The sequence below is a fragment of the Nocardiopsis sp. NPDC057823 genome, from assembly GCF_042797335.1.
GTDB classification, from domain to species: Bacteria; Actinomycetota; Actinomycetes; order Streptosporangiales; family Streptosporangiaceae; genus Nocardiopsis; species Nocardiopsis changdeensis.
The window spans coordinates 36,242-51,228 of sequence record NZ_JBHVLR010000029.1 but is presented as its reverse complement, the minus strand read 5'-3'; the positions used below and the strand labels follow the sequence as shown (position 1 = coordinate 51,228).

General features: G+C 74.2%; 11 protein-coding genes. 10 read left to right on the top strand and 1 reads right to left on the bottom strand.

The features are described 5' to 3' along the window. Nucleotides 1-94: 94 nt before the first annotated feature. From rsmH to ACFVNO_RS29795, 3 genes are read left to right on the top strand one after another with little or no spacing between them, the layout of a single operon-like run. Nucleotides 95-1,132 (top strand): 16S rRNA (cytosine(1402)-N(4))-methyltransferase RsmH, encoded by a 1,038-nt coding sequence (gene rsmH, locus ACFVNO_RS29805; protein ID WP_355260136.1) that lies wholly within the window; start codon nt 95-97, stop codon nt 1,130-1,132. A 12-nt stretch (nt 1,133-1,144) separates the two neighbouring features. Beyond that, nucleotides 1,145-1,591, top strand: coding sequence for a hypothetical protein (locus ACFVNO_RS29800; protein WP_355260139.1), 447 nt, complete (start codon nt 1,145-1,147; stop codon nt 1,589-1,591). Continuing rightward, nucleotides 1,588-3,552, top strand: coding sequence for a peptidoglycan D,D-transpeptidase FtsI family protein (locus tag ACFVNO_RS29795; RefSeq protein WP_378897543.1), 1,965 nt, complete (start codon nt 1,588-1,590; stop codon nt 3,550-3,552). Before ACFVNO_RS29800 ends, ACFVNO_RS29795 begins: the two co-directional genes overlap by 4 nt. A 202-nt stretch (nt 3,553-3,754) precedes the next feature. Here the strand turns inward: ACFVNO_RS29795 and mmuM are convergent, their stop codons facing one another. Then, complete coding sequence (mmuM, locus tag ACFVNO_RS29790) at nt 3,755-4,675, bottom strand: homocysteine S-methyltransferase (protein ID WP_378897540.1); 921 nt, start codon at nt 4,673-4,675, stop codon at nt 3,755-3,757. Between the two features lie 114 nt (nt 4,676-4,789). Between mmuM and ACFVNO_RS29785 the strand changes: the two genes are divergently transcribed. The 7 genes from ACFVNO_RS29785 (at nt 4,790) to murC (ending at nt 14,980) form a co-directional block, all read left to right on the top strand. Next, the gene (locus ACFVNO_RS29785) at nt 4,790-6,451 is read left to right on the top strand and encodes a UDP-N-acetylmuramoyl-L-alanyl-D-glutamate--2,6-diaminopimelate ligase (RefSeq protein WP_220562506.1); all 1,662 of its coding nucleotides are present in this window, start codon (nt 4,790-4,792) and stop codon (nt 6,449-6,451) included. Nucleotides 6,452-6,779: 328 nt separating this feature from the next. After that, on the top strand, nt 6,780-8,222 hold the full coding sequence (gene murF / locus ACFVNO_RS29780; protein ID WP_378897538.1) for a UDP-N-acetylmuramoyl-tripeptide--D-alanyl-D-alanine ligase: 1,443 nt from the start codon (nt 6,780-6,782) through the stop codon (nt 8,220-8,222). Continuing rightward, complete coding sequence (mraY, locus tag ACFVNO_RS29775) at nt 8,219-9,292, top strand: phospho-N-acetylmuramoyl-pentapeptide-transferase (RefSeq protein WP_220562504.1); 1,074 nt, start codon at nt 8,219-8,221, stop codon at nt 9,290-9,292. The genes murF and mraY overlap by 4 nt, the downstream gene beginning before the upstream one ends. Nucleotides 9,293-9,298: 6 nt before the next feature. Further along, nucleotides 9,299-10,735 carry a UDP-N-acetylmuramoyl-L-alanine--D-glutamate ligase gene (murD, locus tag ACFVNO_RS29770; RefSeq protein WP_355260154.1) on the top strand — a complete coding sequence of 479 codons (1,437 nt, stop codon included), beginning with the start codon at nt 9,299-9,301 and terminating at the stop codon, nt 10,733-10,735. A gap of 167 nt (nt 10,736-10,902) precedes the next feature. After that, the gene (gene ftsW, locus ACFVNO_RS29765; RefSeq protein WP_355260157.1) at nt 10,903-12,330 is read left to right on the top strand and encodes a putative lipid II flippase FtsW; all 1,428 of its coding nucleotides are present in this window, start codon (nt 10,903-10,905) and stop codon (nt 12,328-12,330) included. Further along, complete coding sequence (gene murG / locus ACFVNO_RS29760; protein ID WP_355260160.1) at nt 12,327-13,487, top strand: undecaprenyldiphospho-muramoylpentapeptide beta-N-acetylglucosaminyltransferase; 1,161 nt, start codon at nt 12,327-12,329, stop codon at nt 13,485-13,487. The genes ftsW and murG overlap by 4 nt, the downstream gene beginning before the upstream one ends. Then, nucleotides 13,484-14,980: a UDP-N-acetylmuramate--L-alanine ligase gene (gene murC, locus ACFVNO_RS29755; RefSeq protein ID WP_220562500.1), complete on the top strand. Its 1,497-nt coding sequence runs from the start codon at nt 13,484-13,486 to the stop codon at nt 14,978-14,980. Before murG ends, murC begins: the two co-directional genes overlap by 4 nt. The last annotated feature ends 7 nt before the right edge of the window (nt 14,981-14,987 follow it).

The following is a 14,987-nucleotide window of genomic DNA, read 5'->3' as shown; positions in this document are numbered from 1 at the left end:
GGTGAGGCCACGCCACACCGCGGAGCCCGGCCTGGGCCGGACGCGACCGCGGCGGAACGAGGGGGAGCGCGACAGCGTGGAGGAACGGCAGCGCATGGGGGACGACACCCGGGAGCGCGGGAACGAGGGCGCGGGAGCCGGGGGGACCGGCGACGACCGCGTCGCGGCCGCCCGCACGGGGGCCGACCCCCTGCACGTCCCGGTCATGCTCGACCGCATCGTGGACCTGCTGGCACCGGCACTGGACCGGCCCGGCGCCGTGTTCGTCGACGGCACCCTGGGCCTGGGCGGCCACTCCGAGGCGATCCTCGCGGCCTGCCCGAACGCCCGCCTGGTCGGCGTCGACCGCGACACCACCGCCCTGGAGCGCAGCGCCGCCCGCCTGGCCCCCTACGCCGACCGCGTCCACCTGGTCCACGCGGTCTACTCCGAGATCCCCCGCGCCCTCGACGAGGCCGGGGCCGCGGAGGCCGACGCCGTCCTGCTCGACCTGGGCGTGTCCTCACCCCAGCTCGACGAGACCGACCGCGGCTTCGCCTACGCCCACGACGCGCCGCTGGACATGCGCATGGACCGCACCCAGCCGCTCACCGCCGCCGAGGTCGTCAACACCTACCCGGTGTCCGAGCTCACCCGCGTCCTGCGCGCCTACGGCGAGGAGCGGTTCGCCTCCCGCGTGGCCCGCGCCATCGAGCGCCGCCGCGCCCAGGGCCCCATCGAGTCCACCCGCGAACTCGCCGAACTGGTCCGCGACGCCATCCCCGCGGCCACCCGCCGCACCGGCGGGCACCCGGCCAAGCGCACCTTCCAGGGGCTGCGCATCGAGGTCAACGCCGAGCTGTCCATCCTCGAGCGCACCCTGCCCGCCGCCCTCTCCCGGCTGGCCGTCGGGGGGCGCATCGCCGTGCTGTCGTACCACTCGCTGGAGGACCGCCTCACCAAGAAGGCGTTCGCGGCCCTGGCCACCGACACCACGCCCGCCGACCTGCCCGTCCCCCTCCCGGACCGGCAGCCCGAGCTCCGGCTCCTCACCCGGGGGGCCGAACTCCCCACGGACGAAGAGAACGAACGCAACCCCCGCGCCCAGTCGGCACGCCTGCGCGCGGCCGAACGCGTGCGGCCCGCGCGGTAGTAGGGAGAGCACATGACGACGACCAGGACGGACACCCGCCGCTCCGGCAAGCGCAAGGCGCCCGCGCCGCGGCGCACCGCCGCGCGCCCGGCGGCGCCCCCGGCCGAACGCGCGCCCGCACGGGGCCCGGCCGCCGCGGCACGCGCGCGCGCACCCAGGATCCCGTTCGTCCTGCTCATCCTGTGCCTGCTCGGCGGCGCCCTGGTCAGCCTCCTGCTGCTGCGCGGCGTCATCGCCCAGGAGGCGTTCGCCATCTCCAGCCTCCAGACCCAGAACCGTGAGCTGTCCTACGAGGAGCAGAGCCTGCGGGGCAGCGTCGCCCACCTGGAGACCTCCGAGCGCATCGCGGAGGAGGCCGAGGGCATGGGAATGGAGCAGGGTGACGCGCCCCGGTTCCTGGACCCCGGCAGCGGTGAGGTCACCGGAAACGCCGCCACCGACGGCGGGAGCACCGGTTGAGCACTCCCCGACGCCCCCGCGACCCCCGCAGGCCCGGCGGTACCGGGAAGTCCGGATCCCGCCCGGCCCGCAGTACCTCGCAGAGCGGCTCCCCGCGCGGCGGCGCGCGGGGCTCCAAGGCCGAGGGCAGGCCACCGCGCGAGGCGCGCACCGCGCCCACCGAGCGCAGGCGCCGCCGCCCGGCACCGCCCGCGCCCCCGCCGCTGCTGCGCCGCACCTTCCGGCGGGGCGCCCCGGGCAAGCGCATCCGGATCGGCGGCGCCCTGGCCCTGGCCGTCCTCGTGCTGTTCGCCGGGCGCCTGATCCAGATCCAGGGCTTCGAGGCGGAGCAGTACGCCGAGGCCGCCTCCGAGCTGCGCCTGCAGACCATCGACATCCCGACCCTGCGGGGCGCGATCACCGACGCCGACGGCGACCCGTTCGCGCTGTCCATGGAGGTGCGCACCGTCTTCGTCGACCCCGAGGAGGTCCGCGAGGACGAGCGCGACCGGCTCATCGACGAACTCGTGACGCGCTTCGACCTCGACGAGGAGGAGGTCGCAGCCAAGGTCGACGCCAAGCCCAGCCGCTACCAGGTGGTCGCCCGCAAGGTGCCGCCCGGCGACTGGCAGGAGCTGCGCGACCTGGAGCTGCGCGGCGTGGGCGCCGAGGTCGACTACGAGCGTGTTTACCCGGAGGAGACCGGCGCCGCCGACCTGGTCGGCTTCGTCGGCAGCGAGGGCCACGGCCTGGAGGGCCTGGAGGCCTACATGGACGGGGTGCTCGCCGGCGAGGCGGGCGAGCGCCAGGTCGAGGTGGGCGTGGACGGCACCCAGATCCCCATGGCGGGCGGTGTGGCCAAGGACCCCGTGCCGGGCCAGGACGTGCGCCTGACCCTGGACCGGGACGTGCAGTGGTACGTCGCCCAGACGCTGGCGGCCCGGGTGGAGGAGCTCGACGCCGACGGCGGCAGCGCCATCGTCATGGTCCCCGACACCGGCGAGATCATCGCGATGGCCGACTACCCGACCTACTCGCCCACGGACATCGCCGCCAGCGGGCCCGAGCAGTGGTCCAACGGCGCGGTCGCCGAGACCTTCGAGCCCGGCAGCACCAACAAGGTCATCACCATCGGCGCCGCGCTGGAGGAGGGGCTGACCACCCCGGAGACGGTCTACACCGTCCCCTACGCCCTGCGGTACTACGACCAGACCTTCCGCAACTCCAGCAACCACGGCACCCAGCGCCTCACGGTCAACGGCATCATGGCCCAGTCCAGCAACGTCGGCACCATCAAGGTCGCCGACCAGGTGGGCGCCGGGGTGCTGCACCGCTACATGACCGAGTTCGGGCTCGGCCAGCCCACCGGCCTGGCCCTGCCCGGCGAGGAGACCGGGATCCTCACCGACCCCGAGGACTGGTGGGGCACCCAGCTGCCGTCGGTGTCCATCGGCCACAGCGTCACCGTGAACGCCGCCCAGATGGCGTCGGTGTACGCCACCGTCGCCAACGGCGGCGTCCGGGTGGAGCCGAGCGTGGTCGCCGGGACCGTCGACACCGAGGGGAACTTCACCCCCGCCGACGAGCCCGAGCGCACCCGCGTCATCAGCGAGGAGACCGCCGAGCGCCTGGCGCTCATGCTGGAGGCGGTCACCAGCGACGAGGGCACCGCGCCCCAGGCCCGCATCGACGGCTACCGGGTGGCGGGCAAGACCGGCACCGCCAACCGGGTCAACCCCGAGACCGGGAGCTACGAGGGCGGCGGGTACACCTCGACCTTCGCCGGGTTCGCGCCCGCCGACGCGCCCGAGGTCGTCGTCCAGGTGGTCCTGCACAACCCGCAGGGCACCTACTACGGCGGCGAGGCGGCCGGCCCGGCGTTCAACGACATCATGTCGTTCGCGCTCAAGACCCTGAAGGTCCCGCCGACCGACACCGACCCGCCCGCCATCCGCCTCTTCGAGGAGGAGGGCGCCGGCTAGGACCCGTTCTCCCGGGCCTCCGCCGCGCCGCGGCCCGCCCGCCGAGAAGGTCCTCGACGGGCGGGCCGCGGCTCCACCGCCGTGTCCGGCGCCCCCTGGGGGAGAGGACCCGCGGCCCCGCCTCGGCGCCCCCGTCCGCCGAGTGGCGAAGGTCCCGGCGGCCTGCGGCCGCGGGCCCTCCCCGGGGACGCCTCCCACGGGCCTACGGAACCCCGCCGTGCAGGTGCCGCCGCACCGACCGGATGTGCTCCGGTCCGGTGCGGCAGCACCCGCCCACCAGCACCGCGCCCGCCCGGTGCCACCGCACCGCCTCGGCGCCGAACTCCTCCGGCTCCGACACGCCGGTCCAGCGCCGCGCCCGGGCGTCCCACACCTCGCCGGAGTTGGGGTAGGCCACCGCGGGGAACCCGGCCGCCGCCACCGCCCGGACCAGGTCCGGCACGAACCGCGGAGCCGTGCAGTTCACCCCCACCGCCACCAGCCGCCCCGCCGCCCCGGACGCCGCCAGTTCCGCGGCCAGCCCCCGCACCGGGGTCCCGTCGCCCAGCCGCTCCCCGTCCCGGCAGGACAGGCTCAGCCACGCCCGCACCCCCGGCGTCTCCCCGACCAGCCGCACCAGCGCCCGCGCCTCCGCCGCCGACGGCACCGTCTCGCAGGCCAGCAGGTCCGCCCCGGCGTCGGCCAGCACCCGCCACCGCTCCCGGTGCCAGGCGTACAGGCCGTCCTCGTCCAGGTCGTAGGCGCCGGTGTACTCCGAGCCGTCCGCCAGCGCCGCGCCGTAGGGCCCCACCCCGGCCGCCACCAGCCCCGAACCGAACGCGTCGCGCTCGGCCCGGGCCAGCTCCACCGAACGGCGCACCAGCCCCAGCGCCTCCGGCCGCGACCACCCCCGGGCCACCAGCGCCGGAACGCCCGCCTGGTAGCCCGCGGCCGTCGCCACCTCCGCGCCCGCCTCGAAGTAGGCGCGGTGCACCCGCCGGATCGCGTCGGGGTCCTCGGCCAGCAGCCGCGCCGACCACAGCCCGCCCGACAGGTCGTACCCGTACTCCTCCAGCAGCGTCGCCAGCCCGCCGTCCAGCACCACCGGCGGCCCCCCGGCCACCGCCTGCGCCACCCGGTCCATCCGCCCCACCCCCGCCCACCACGGTATTCGGGTGCGACGGGATCCGCCCCGCACCAGCGTGGAAATTACCGGCCGGTCCGCTCGAACGGTTACCCTCCACACGTGCCACCGGTAATGCGACCTGAACATACGCCCCTGCGTCCCCTGTCCGACCTCGTGCCGCTGCTCGGCCCGGACGCCGTCCTGCTGCGCCCGGACCTGGCCCCGGACCACCCGGTCCCGGCCCGCGAGGTCCAGGTGCGCGGCATCACCCACGACTCGCGCCAGGCGGGCCCGGGAGACCTGTACGCGGCCCTGCCCGGGACCCGGGTCCACGGCGCCGAGTTCGCCGAGCAGGTCGCCCTGGCGGGGGCCGCCGCCGTCCTCACCGACCCCGAGGGCGCCGACCGGGCCGCCGCCACGGGACTGCCGACCCTGGTCGTCCCCGACGTGCGCGCCGCCCTGGGCACCGTCGCCTCCTGGGTCTTCAAGAACCCCTCCGAAGACCTGCTGCTCATCGGCACCACCGGCACCAGCGGCAAGACCACCGTCTCCTACCTGGTGGAGTCGGGCCTGCGCCGCGCGGGGATGGGCACCGGCCTCATCGGCACCGTCGAGATGCGGGTGGGCGACGAGCGCGTCGCCTCCTCCCTCACCACCCCCGAGGCCACCGACCTGCACGGCCTGTTCGCCCTCATGCGCGAACAGGGCGTCACCGGCGCCGCCATGGAGGTCTCCAGCCACGCCCTGGCCCTGGGCCGGGTCGGCGGCGCCCGCTTCGACGTCGCGGTCTTCACCAACCTGTCCCAGGACCACCTGGACTTCCACAGCGACCTGCGCGAGTACTTCGAGACCAAGGCCCGCCTGTTCACCCCGGAGTACTGCGACATCGCCGTCGTCAACGCCGACGACCGCTTCGGCCGCGCCCTCGTGGACATGGTGCAGGGCGAGGGCAAGGTGCCCGTCACCACCTTCGGCGTCGAGGGGTACTCCGACGCCGACCCCGAGACCGCCCTGGAGGCGGACTGGAACGCCGTGGACGTGCGCCTGGGCGCCGCCGGCAGCACCTTCCGCATCGTCGGCCCCGGCGGGATGGAGGCGCAGGCCTCCGTCGGCCTGCCCGGGCCCTTCAACGTCTCCAACGCCATGGCCGCCGTCGTCGGCCTGGTCGAGGCCGGGCTGCCCCTGGAGACCGCCATCGAGGGCGTCGCCGCGGCCCCCGGCGTCCCCGGCCGCATGGAGAAGGTCGTCGCGCGCGAGGTCCCCGCGTCCTTCCAGGACTTCACCGCCCTGGTCGACTACTCCCACAAACCCGGCGCCGTCGAGGCCGTCCTGACCTCGGTCCGCTCCATCGCCGAGGGCGGCGTCACCGTCGTCCTGGGCTGCGGCGGCGACCGCGACCGCGCCAAGCGCCCCCTCATGGGGGAGGCCGCGGCCCGCCTCGCCGACCAGGTCGTCATCACCAACGACAACCCGCGCTCGGAGGACCCCGTCGCCATCGCCGCCGCGATGCTGGAGGGCGTCACCCGCGTCCCCGAGGACGAGCGCGCGCGCGTCACCGTCGAACTCGACCGCGCCGACGCCATCCGCCTGGCCGTCGCCCGCGCCCGGGCCGGCGACGTCATCGTCGTCGCGGGCAAGGGCCACGAGACCGGCCAGTACGTCAAGGGCGAGGTCCTGCCCTTCGACGACCGCGAGGTGCTGCGCGCCGCCATCGAGGAGCACCTGTCCGTGGACGTCCGCGAACGCCTGGGCGTCGCCCTGCTGGACGTCCACAAACCCACCGGCGGCGGCTGAGGACGCGCCGGCGGGCCCGCTCCGTGCGTTCCGCGCACGGGGCGCGGCCCAGGGTCACGAAGTGGCGGATATTGCCGTGCACAGGCCCTGCCGGGACCCCGGACACCCCAACATGTTCTAAGGTGGGTGCGGCAATCGCAGCCCGAACACCCGCCGCCCACCGGTGGCGCCATGGACGTGGTCGCCCCCGTCACCACCGCTGTGGGACCCGGCGCGGCACCGCGTGCGCGCCCGCCCGCGGTGCCATCCCCCGACCCGAGTCCTTTGGCCGGGTGGCCTCACGTCATCCCGTGGTCGCCGCGGGTCGGGCCTGACCTGAGGAGTGGATTTGATCGCGCTCACGCTCGATCGGATCGCCGAGATCACCGGAACCGCCCTCGGCGGAGCAGCCGGCCCGGACACCACCGTCGACGGACCCGTCGTGGTCGACTCGCGGCTGGTGGAACCCGGCTCCCTGTTCGTCGCCCTGAGCGGCGAGCGGGTCGACGGACACGACTACGCGCGGGCCGCGGTCGAGGCGGGGGCGGCCGCCGCCCTGGTCTCCCGCCCCGTCGACGCGCCCCACCTGCTGGTGAAGGGCGGCGACGACGAGGTCGTCGAGGCGCTGGCCCGGCTCGCCCGGTACGCCGCCGACACCCTCGCCGCCCCCTCCCGAGGCGACGACGCGGCGGAGATCATCGGGATCACCGGCTCTTCCGGCAAGACCACCACCAAGGACCTCATCGCCCAGGTCGTCGGGCGCCTGGGCGCCACCGTCGCGCCCGCCGGCTCGTTCAACAACGAGATCGGCCACCCCCTCACCGTGCTGCGCGCCGACACCGGCACCCGCCACCTGGTGCTGGAGGTCGCCGCCCGCGGCATCGGGCACATCGCCCACCTGTGCCGCGTGGCCCCGCCCCGCATCGGCGTCGTCCTCAACGTCGGCAGCGCCCACATGGGGGAGTTCGGCGACCGCGAGGCCATCGCCAAGGCCAAGGGCGAGCTCGTCGAGTCGCTGCCCGCGGCCGGCGGCCCCCGCGGCGGTGTGGCGGTCCTCAACTCCGACGACCCCAGGGTGAAGGCCATGGCCGCGCGCACGACCGCGCGCACCGTGTTCTACGGCACCGGCGAGGACGCCGAGGTGCGCGCCACCGACATCGTCATCGGCGACACCGGCGCCGCCTCCTTCACCCTGAACGCGGACGGCGCGACGGCCCCGGTGGAGCTCGCCCTCGTCGGCGCCCACCAGGTGCACAACGCCCTGGCGGCCGCCGCCGTCGCCCGCGAGCTCGGCATGGACCTCCCCGGCATCGCCGCCGCCCTGGGAGCGGCCACCCCGGTCAGCCGCTGGCGGATGGAGGTCACCGAGTACGACGGTGTCACCCTCGTCAACGACGCCTACAACGCCAACCCCGAGTCCATGCGGGCCGCACTGACCACCCTGGGCGCACTCGCCCGGGGCCGCCGACCCATCGCCGTCCTGGGCCACATGGCCGAACTCGGCGACGGGGGACGCATCGAACACGAGAAGATCGGCGAACTCGCCGCCGCTACCGGCGTCTCCCACCTGATCGTGGTCGGAGATCAGGCCGAAGGGATCGCGGCCGGGGCCGAGCGCACCGGCCGAGAGGGACTGTGGGCGGGCGAGACCGTCCGGGTCGCGGACGCCTCGGCGGCCGCCACGGCCCTGGGCGCACGGATGCGCGCGGGAGACGTCGTCATTGTGAAGGGATCACGGGTGGCAGCACTCGAAAAGGTTATCGACCTCATCACCGAAGGTGATGCCCGGTGATCGGCATCTCCATAGCGGCCGCGCTGTCGCTGATCGTCTCCATGGCGCTGATGCCGCCGCTGATCAAGCTCCTGTACCGCTTCAAGTTCGGCCAGGAGGTCCGCGACGACGGCCCCGAGGGCCACAAGACCAAGCAGGGCACGCCCACCATGGGCGGCATCGTCATCATCCTCGGCGCGGTGATCGGCTACTTCGGCTCCCACCTGGTGCTGGCGCTGGTGCAGCCCTCCGCCACCGGGCCCACCGCCTCCGGCCTGCTGGTGATGTTCCTGTTCGTCGGGATGGGCTGCGTCGGCTTCCTGGACGACTTCATCAAGATCTACAAGCGCCGCAGCCTGGGACTGCGCAGCGGCGCCAAGATGGTCGGCCAGGCCGTGGTCGGCGTCGGCTTCGCCTACGGCGTCACCATGTTCCCCAACGGCTACGGCTACACCCCCGCCGCCCCCAGCCTGTCCTTCCTCCGTGACTTCGGCCCCCCGCTGATGATCGGCCTGTTCGTCATCTGGGCGCTGTTCCTCATCGTCGGGTTCTCCAACGCCGTCAACCTCACCGACGGCCTCGACGGCCTGGCCACCGGCGCCACCATCCTGTCGCTGGTCGCCTACGTGATCATCGGCAACTGGCAGCTGCGCCAGTCCTGCGTGTCCTACCTGTCGAGCAACTGCTACACGGTCCGCGACCCCCTGGACCTGGCCGTCGTGGCCTCGGCCGTGCTCGGCTCCTGCATCGCCTTCCTCTGGTTCAACGCCCCGCCCGCCAAGGTCTTCATGGGCGACACCGGCTCCCTGGCCCTGGGCGGCCTCATCGTGGGCCTGGCCATCACCACCCGCACCCAGCTCCTGCTGCTGCTCATCGGCGGCCTGTTCGTCATCATCACCATGTCCGTGATGATCCAGATCACGTCGTTCCGCCTCACCGGCAAGCGCGTGTTCCGCATGGCGCCGCTGCAGCACCACTTCGAGCTCAAGGGCTGGGCCGAACCGACCATCGTCATCCGCTTCTGGATCATCCAGGGGCTGTTCGTGGCGGTCGCCATCGGCCTGTTCTACCTCGAATGGATGCCGAGGTAACCCCGGATGTCCCACCACTCCACCACTTCCACCCCCTTCACCGGCCTGCGGGTCTGCGTCGCCGGCCTGGGCGTCTCCGGACCGCCCGCGGTCCGGCTCCTGCTGGAGCACGGCGCCCGCGTCACCGTGGTCGACGGGCGTGACGACGACACCGTCCGCCCGGTCGCGGCCGAGCTCTCCGCCGCCGGGGCCGAGGTCGTCCTGGGCGCCACCCCGCTGCCCGAGGAGTGCGACCTCGTCGTCACCTCGCCCGGCTGGCGCCCCGACTCCCCGCTCCTGGCCGCCGCGGCCGAGGCCGGCATCGAGGTCATCGGCGACGTCGAACTGGCGTGGCGGATCAAGCCCGCCGACCAGCTGTGGCTGGCGGTCACCGGCACCAACGGCAAGACCACCACGGTGCGCATGCTGGAGGCGATGCTGCGGGCCGACGGCCGCGACGCGCTCGCCGTCGGCAACGTCGGCACCCCCGTGATCGATGCGGTCCGCCCCGACGCGGACGGCCGCTACCCCCGGGTACTGGCCGTGGAGCTGTCCAGCTTCCAGCTGCACTGGTCCTCCAGCCTGCGCCCGCACGCCGCGGCCGTCCTCAACGTCGCCCCCGACCACCTGGACTGGCACGGCGGCCTGGAGCCCTACGCCCGGGCCAAGGGCATGGTATTCGCCCCCGGCACCCTCCGGGTCGTCAACCTCGCCGACCCCTGGTCGGTGCGCCTGGCCGAGGAGGACGGCGACCCGCACACCCCGCTGGTCGGCTTCGGCCTGGGGACCCCGCGCCCGGGCGAGCTCGGCGTCGTCGAGGACCTGCTGGTGGACCGGGCCTTCGTCGACGACCCGGTGACCAGCGCCGAGGAGCTGGCCGCACTGGCCGACGTGCGCCCGCCCGCCCCGCACAACGTCGCCAACGCCCTGGCCGCGGCGGCGCTGGCCCGCTCCATCGGGGTCGCCCCCGCCTCCATCAGGGCCGGGCTGGCGGCGTTCGCCCCCGAACCGCACCGGATCGCCCACGTGGCCACGGTGTCCGGGGTCGACTACGTCGACGACTCCAAGGCCACCAACCCGCACGCCGCCGCCGCCTCCCTGGGCGCCTACGACACGGTGGTGTGGATCGCCGGCGGCCTGCTCAAGGGCGCCGACGTGGACGAGCTGGTGGCCGCGGCCGCCGGCCGGCTGCGCGGCGCGGTGCTCATCGGCGCCGACCGCGCCCGGCTGCGCGAGGCCCTGGACGCGCACGCCCCCGACCTCCCGGTCGTGGAGATCGAGGGCCCGGCCCCCGGCGCTCCCGAGGGCCACACCGTCATGGACGCGGTCGTCGCCGCGGCCGCGGACATGGCCAGGGAGGGCGACACCGTCCTGCTGGCCCCGGCCGCGGCGTCCATGGACATGTTCGCCAACTACCCCGAGCGCGGACGCCTGTTCGCCGAAGCGGTCCGCCGCCTGGGCTGACCACCCCGATCGCCGCCCCTGCGTGACCGAAAGCGCACGGGCGGTGATCGGTGTGCGCGGCGCCACCCCCTTCCGCGCCGAAGATGGCCAACACGCGGGAAATGTCCACGGTTCCCGCCCCGCAGTTCGCCACTATTGAGGCGCGCAGGTGCGGAGGGTGGGTGCGGATGGCGACGACGACGATCCCCGGGGTGGCCCGGACCCGGGGGACGACGGTGACCGAGGGGCGCGAGCGTGCCCTGTGGCGGGAGTGGATCGGGGCGCTGGACCGGCCCCTGACCTCCTACTACCTGATCCTGGGAACGGCGGTGCTGCTCATCGCCCTGGGCCTGGTGATGGTGCTCTCCTCCACGATGGTCAAGTCCATCAGCGAGACGGGGTCGTCCTTCTCCCTCTTCCAGAAGCAGCTGGTGTCGGCCGCCATCGGCCTGCCCCTGATGATCCTCGCCTCCCACCTGCCCCAGCAGGTGTTCCGGCTGGTCGGCTACCCCGCCATGATCGTCTCGGCCGCGCTGCTGCTCCTCACCGTCTTCCAGGGCGTGGAGGTCAACGGCGCCACCCGCTGGCTCGACATCGGCGGTCTGATCGTGCAGCCCTCAGAGCCCGCCAAGCTCGCCTTCGTCCTGTGGGGCGCCGGCATCCTGGCCCGCAAGGACGAGCTCAACGAGCTCACCGAGTGGCGGCACCTGCTCTTCCCGCTGCTGCCCGGCTGCGGACTGCTCGTCCTGCTCGTGCTGCTCGGCTCCAACCTGTCCACCGCCCTGGTGTTCCTGGTCACCTTCCTCGGGCTGCTGTGGGTGATCGGCGCGCCCGGCAAGCTCTTCGTCGCCATGTTCGGCCTCGTCCTGGGCCTGGCCGTCATCGCCATCGCCATCGAGCCCTACCGGATGGCCCGCGTCACCGCGCTGTTCGACCCCACCGCCGACCCGCTGGGCGACAACATGCAGTCGCTCCACGGGCTCTACGCCCTGGGCACCGGCGGCATCCTGGGCGTCGGCATCGGCGCCAGCCGGGAGAAGTGGGGCTTCCTGCCCTTCGCCGAGTCCGACTTCGTGTTCGCCATCATCGGCGAGGAGTTCGGCCTCATCGGCACCCTGCTCCTCCTGGCGCTCTTCGGGGTCCTGGGCTACGCCGGGCTGCGCGTGGCCTCCCGGGTCAAGGAGCCCTTCCCCCGCCTGGCCGCCTTCGCCATCGTGACCTGGATCATGGGCCAGACCATGATCAACATCGGCGCCGTCATCGGGCTGCTCCCGGTGACCGGAGTCCCGCTGCCCCTGGTGTCGTACGGGGGTTCGTCGCTGATCACCACCATGGTCGCCCTGGGCGTCCTGCTGTCCCTGGCCAAGACCGAGCCCCAGGCGCAGCGGGCCCTGGCGGCCCGGGGTCCCGGTTGGGTGGAAAGGGCTCTAAGCTGGCTGGGCCTGGAGAACACCACCGCCACGGCCGCCGGCCGCGGGGGCGGCGTGCCCTCCGGGCGCGCCGCCACGGCGCGGAGCCCGCGCACGAAGGCTCCGCGGGGCGGCAGGACCAAGCCCACGTACGACAGCGGACCGATCCCGTCCGGGGACCGGTCGAGGAGGAATCGGCGACGATGAGGGTAGCCCTCGCCGGAGGCGGCACGGCCGGGCATATCGAGCCCGCGCTCTCCCTTGCGGACGCGCTGCGGCGCATCGACCCCAACACGGAGATCCTCTGCCTGGGCACCGAGCGGGGACTGGAGACCCGCCTCGTGCCCATGCGCGGATACGAGCTGGGCCTGATCCCGGCCGTCCCCCTGCCCCGCAAGCTCACCCCGCAGCTGCTCAGCGTCCCCGGCAAGCTCGCCGGGGCCCTCAGCGCCGCGGGCGACCACCTGGACCGGCTCCAGGCCGACGTCATCGTCGGCTTCGGCGGCTACGTCGCCACCCCCGGCTACCTGGCGGCCCGGCGGCGGCGCGTGCCCATCGTCGTCCACGAGGCCAACCCCCTGCCCGGGCTGGCCAACCGCCTGGGCGCCCGGCTGACCCCCCACGTCTTCACCGGGCACCCCCACACCCAGATCCGCAACGGACGGTTCGTCGGCATCCCGCTCCGCCAGCAGATCACCACCCTGGACCGGCTGGCCATGGGCGACAAGGCCCGCACCTACTTCGGCCTGCGCCCGGACCTGCCCACCCTGCTGATCTTCGGCGGCTCCCAGGGCGCCCAGCGCATCAACGAGACCGCCTTCGCCGCCCGTGACGCCTTCCGCGACCACGGCGTCCAGGTCCTGCACGTCGTCGGCCCCAAGAACGCCGACGAGCCCCAGGACCTCACCCAGGACGGCATCCCCTACGTCGCCGTCCCCTACGTCGACCGCATGGACATGGCCTACGCCGCTGCGGACGTGGCCATGTGCCGCTCCGGTGCGCTGACCTGCGCCGAGCTCACCGCCGTCGGCCTGCCCGGCGCGTTCGTGCCGCTGGCCATCGGCAACGGCGAGCAGGCCCTCAACGCCGAGCCCGTCGTCCAGGCGGGCGGCGGCCTCATGGTGAACAACGCCGACGTCTCCGTCGAGTGGATCACCGGCACGCTCATCCCGCTGCTCACCGACACCGACCGGGTCGTCGCCATGTCCGAGGCCGCCGCCCGCATGGGCCGCCGCGACGCCGACATGGAACTGGCCCGCGAGGTCATGGCCGTCGCCCGCGGCGACCGCCCCGCGCCGGAGGTGCCCGTCGCCGAGGACGACGGCGACGACGCCTACTACGACGACGGGAAGGACGCCCGATGAGCCTGGTGCGACCGACCGACCCCGTCCCCGTCGACAAGCTGGGACGCACCCACTTCATCGGCCTGGGCGGCGCCGGCATGTCCGGCATCGCCCGGGTGCTGCTCCAGTCCGGCGTCGAGGTCTCGGGCAGCGACGCCCGCGACAGCGACACCCTGCGCGAGCTCGAGGAGATGGGCGCCCGCGTCCACGTCGGCCACGCCGCCGAGCACCTCGGCGACGCCGAGACCGTCGTCGTCTCCTCCGCCGTCCGGGAGACCAACCCCGAGCTCGCCGAGGCCCACCGCCGCGGCCTGCGCATCCTGCCCCGGGCCGCCGCCCTGGGCGCCCTGCTGCTGGGCCGCGAGGGCGTCGCCATCGCCGGGACCCACGGCAAGACCACCACCACCTCGATGGTCACCGTCGTCCTGCAGCACCTGGGCGTCGACCCCGGCTACGTGATCGGCGGCAAGCTGGTCACCACCGGCCTGGGCGCGGACGCCGGCATCGGCGGCCCCATCGCCGTGGAGGCCGACGAGAGCGACGGCTCCTTCCTCATGCTCTCCCCGAAGGTCGCCGTGGTCACCAACGTCGAGGCCGACCACCTGGACAACTACAGCGGCATCGAGGAGATCCACGCCAACTTCGACGCGTTCGTCGACCGCGTGGAGCGCACCCTCATCGTCGGCATCGACGACGAGGGCGCCCGCCGGGTCGCCCGGACCGCGCGCGAGCGCGGCAAGAAGGTCCTCACCTACGGCGAGGCCCCCGAGGCCGACTACCGGATCACCCGGATCCGCCCCCGCGGGTTCACCACCGAGTTCACCCTCGCGACCGCCGAAGGCGAGATCGAGGGCACCGTCGCGGTCCCCGGCCGCCACAACGTGCTCAACGCCGCCGCCGCGGTCGCCGTCGCCGACGAGCTCGGCCACGACCTGGAGGTCGCGGTCGAGGGCATCGCCGACTTCGGCGGCGCCGCCCGCCGCTTCGAGCCCAAGGGCGCGGCCGGGGGAGTGGGCGTCTACGACAGCTACGCCCACCACCCCACCGAGCTCGACGCCGACCTGCGCGCCACCCGCGCCGCCCTGGAGTCGTTCGCCGAAGAGGCGCGCGAGGCCGGGGAGGAGCAGGCGCCGGGCCGCATCATCGCCGTCTTCCAGCCGCACCTGTTCAGCCGCACCCGGATCTTCGCCGAGGAGTTCGGGGCCGCCCTCACCCTGGCCGACGAGGTCGTGGTGCTGGAGATCTACGCCGCCCGAGAGGACCCCGAACCCGGGGTCACCGCCGAACTGATCACCTCCGAGGTGGGCCACGACCGGGTGCACTACGTCCCCGGGCGCGCCGACGCCGTCCGCCTGGCCGCCGAGCTGGCGCGTCCGGGCGACATCGTCCTGACGATGGGCGCCGGCGACGTCACCGAGCTGGGCCCGCTCATCGTGGACCGGCTCGCCGAGGCCGCCGACGTGGAGGAAGTGGCCGAGTCCCTCGGCCACGGCGGCGGACGGGACCGGGACTGACGTCGGA

Coding starts and splice junctions, on each gene's coding strand:
- rsmH (WP_355260136.1), top strand. CDS start 95: ATGGGGGACGACACCCGGGAGCGCGGGAACGAGGGCGCGGGAGCCGGG.
- ACFVNO_RS29800 (WP_355260139.1), top strand. CDS start 1,145: ATGACGACGACCAGGACGGACACCCGCCGCTCCGGCAAGCGCAAGGCG.
- mmuM (WP_378897540.1), bottom strand. CDS start 4,675: ATGGACCGGGTGGCGCAGGCGGTGGCCGGGGGGCCGCCGGTGGTGCTG.
- ACFVNO_RS29785 (WP_220562506.1), top strand. CDS start 4,790: ATGCGACCTGAACATACGCCCCTGCGTCCCCTGTCCGACCTCGTGCCG.
- murD (WP_355260154.1), top strand. CDS start 9,299: ATGTCCCACCACTCCACCACTTCCACCCCCTTCACCGGCCTGCGGGTC.
- ftsW (WP_355260157.1), top strand. CDS start 10,903: ATGGCGACGACGACGATCCCCGGGGTGGCCCGGACCCGGGGGACGACG.
- murG (WP_355260160.1), top strand. CDS start 12,327: ATGAGGGTAGCCCTCGCCGGAGGCGGCACGGCCGGGCATATCGAGCCC.
- murC (WP_220562500.1), top strand. CDS start 13,484: ATGAGCCTGGTGCGACCGACCGACCCCGTCCCCGTCGACAAGCTGGGA.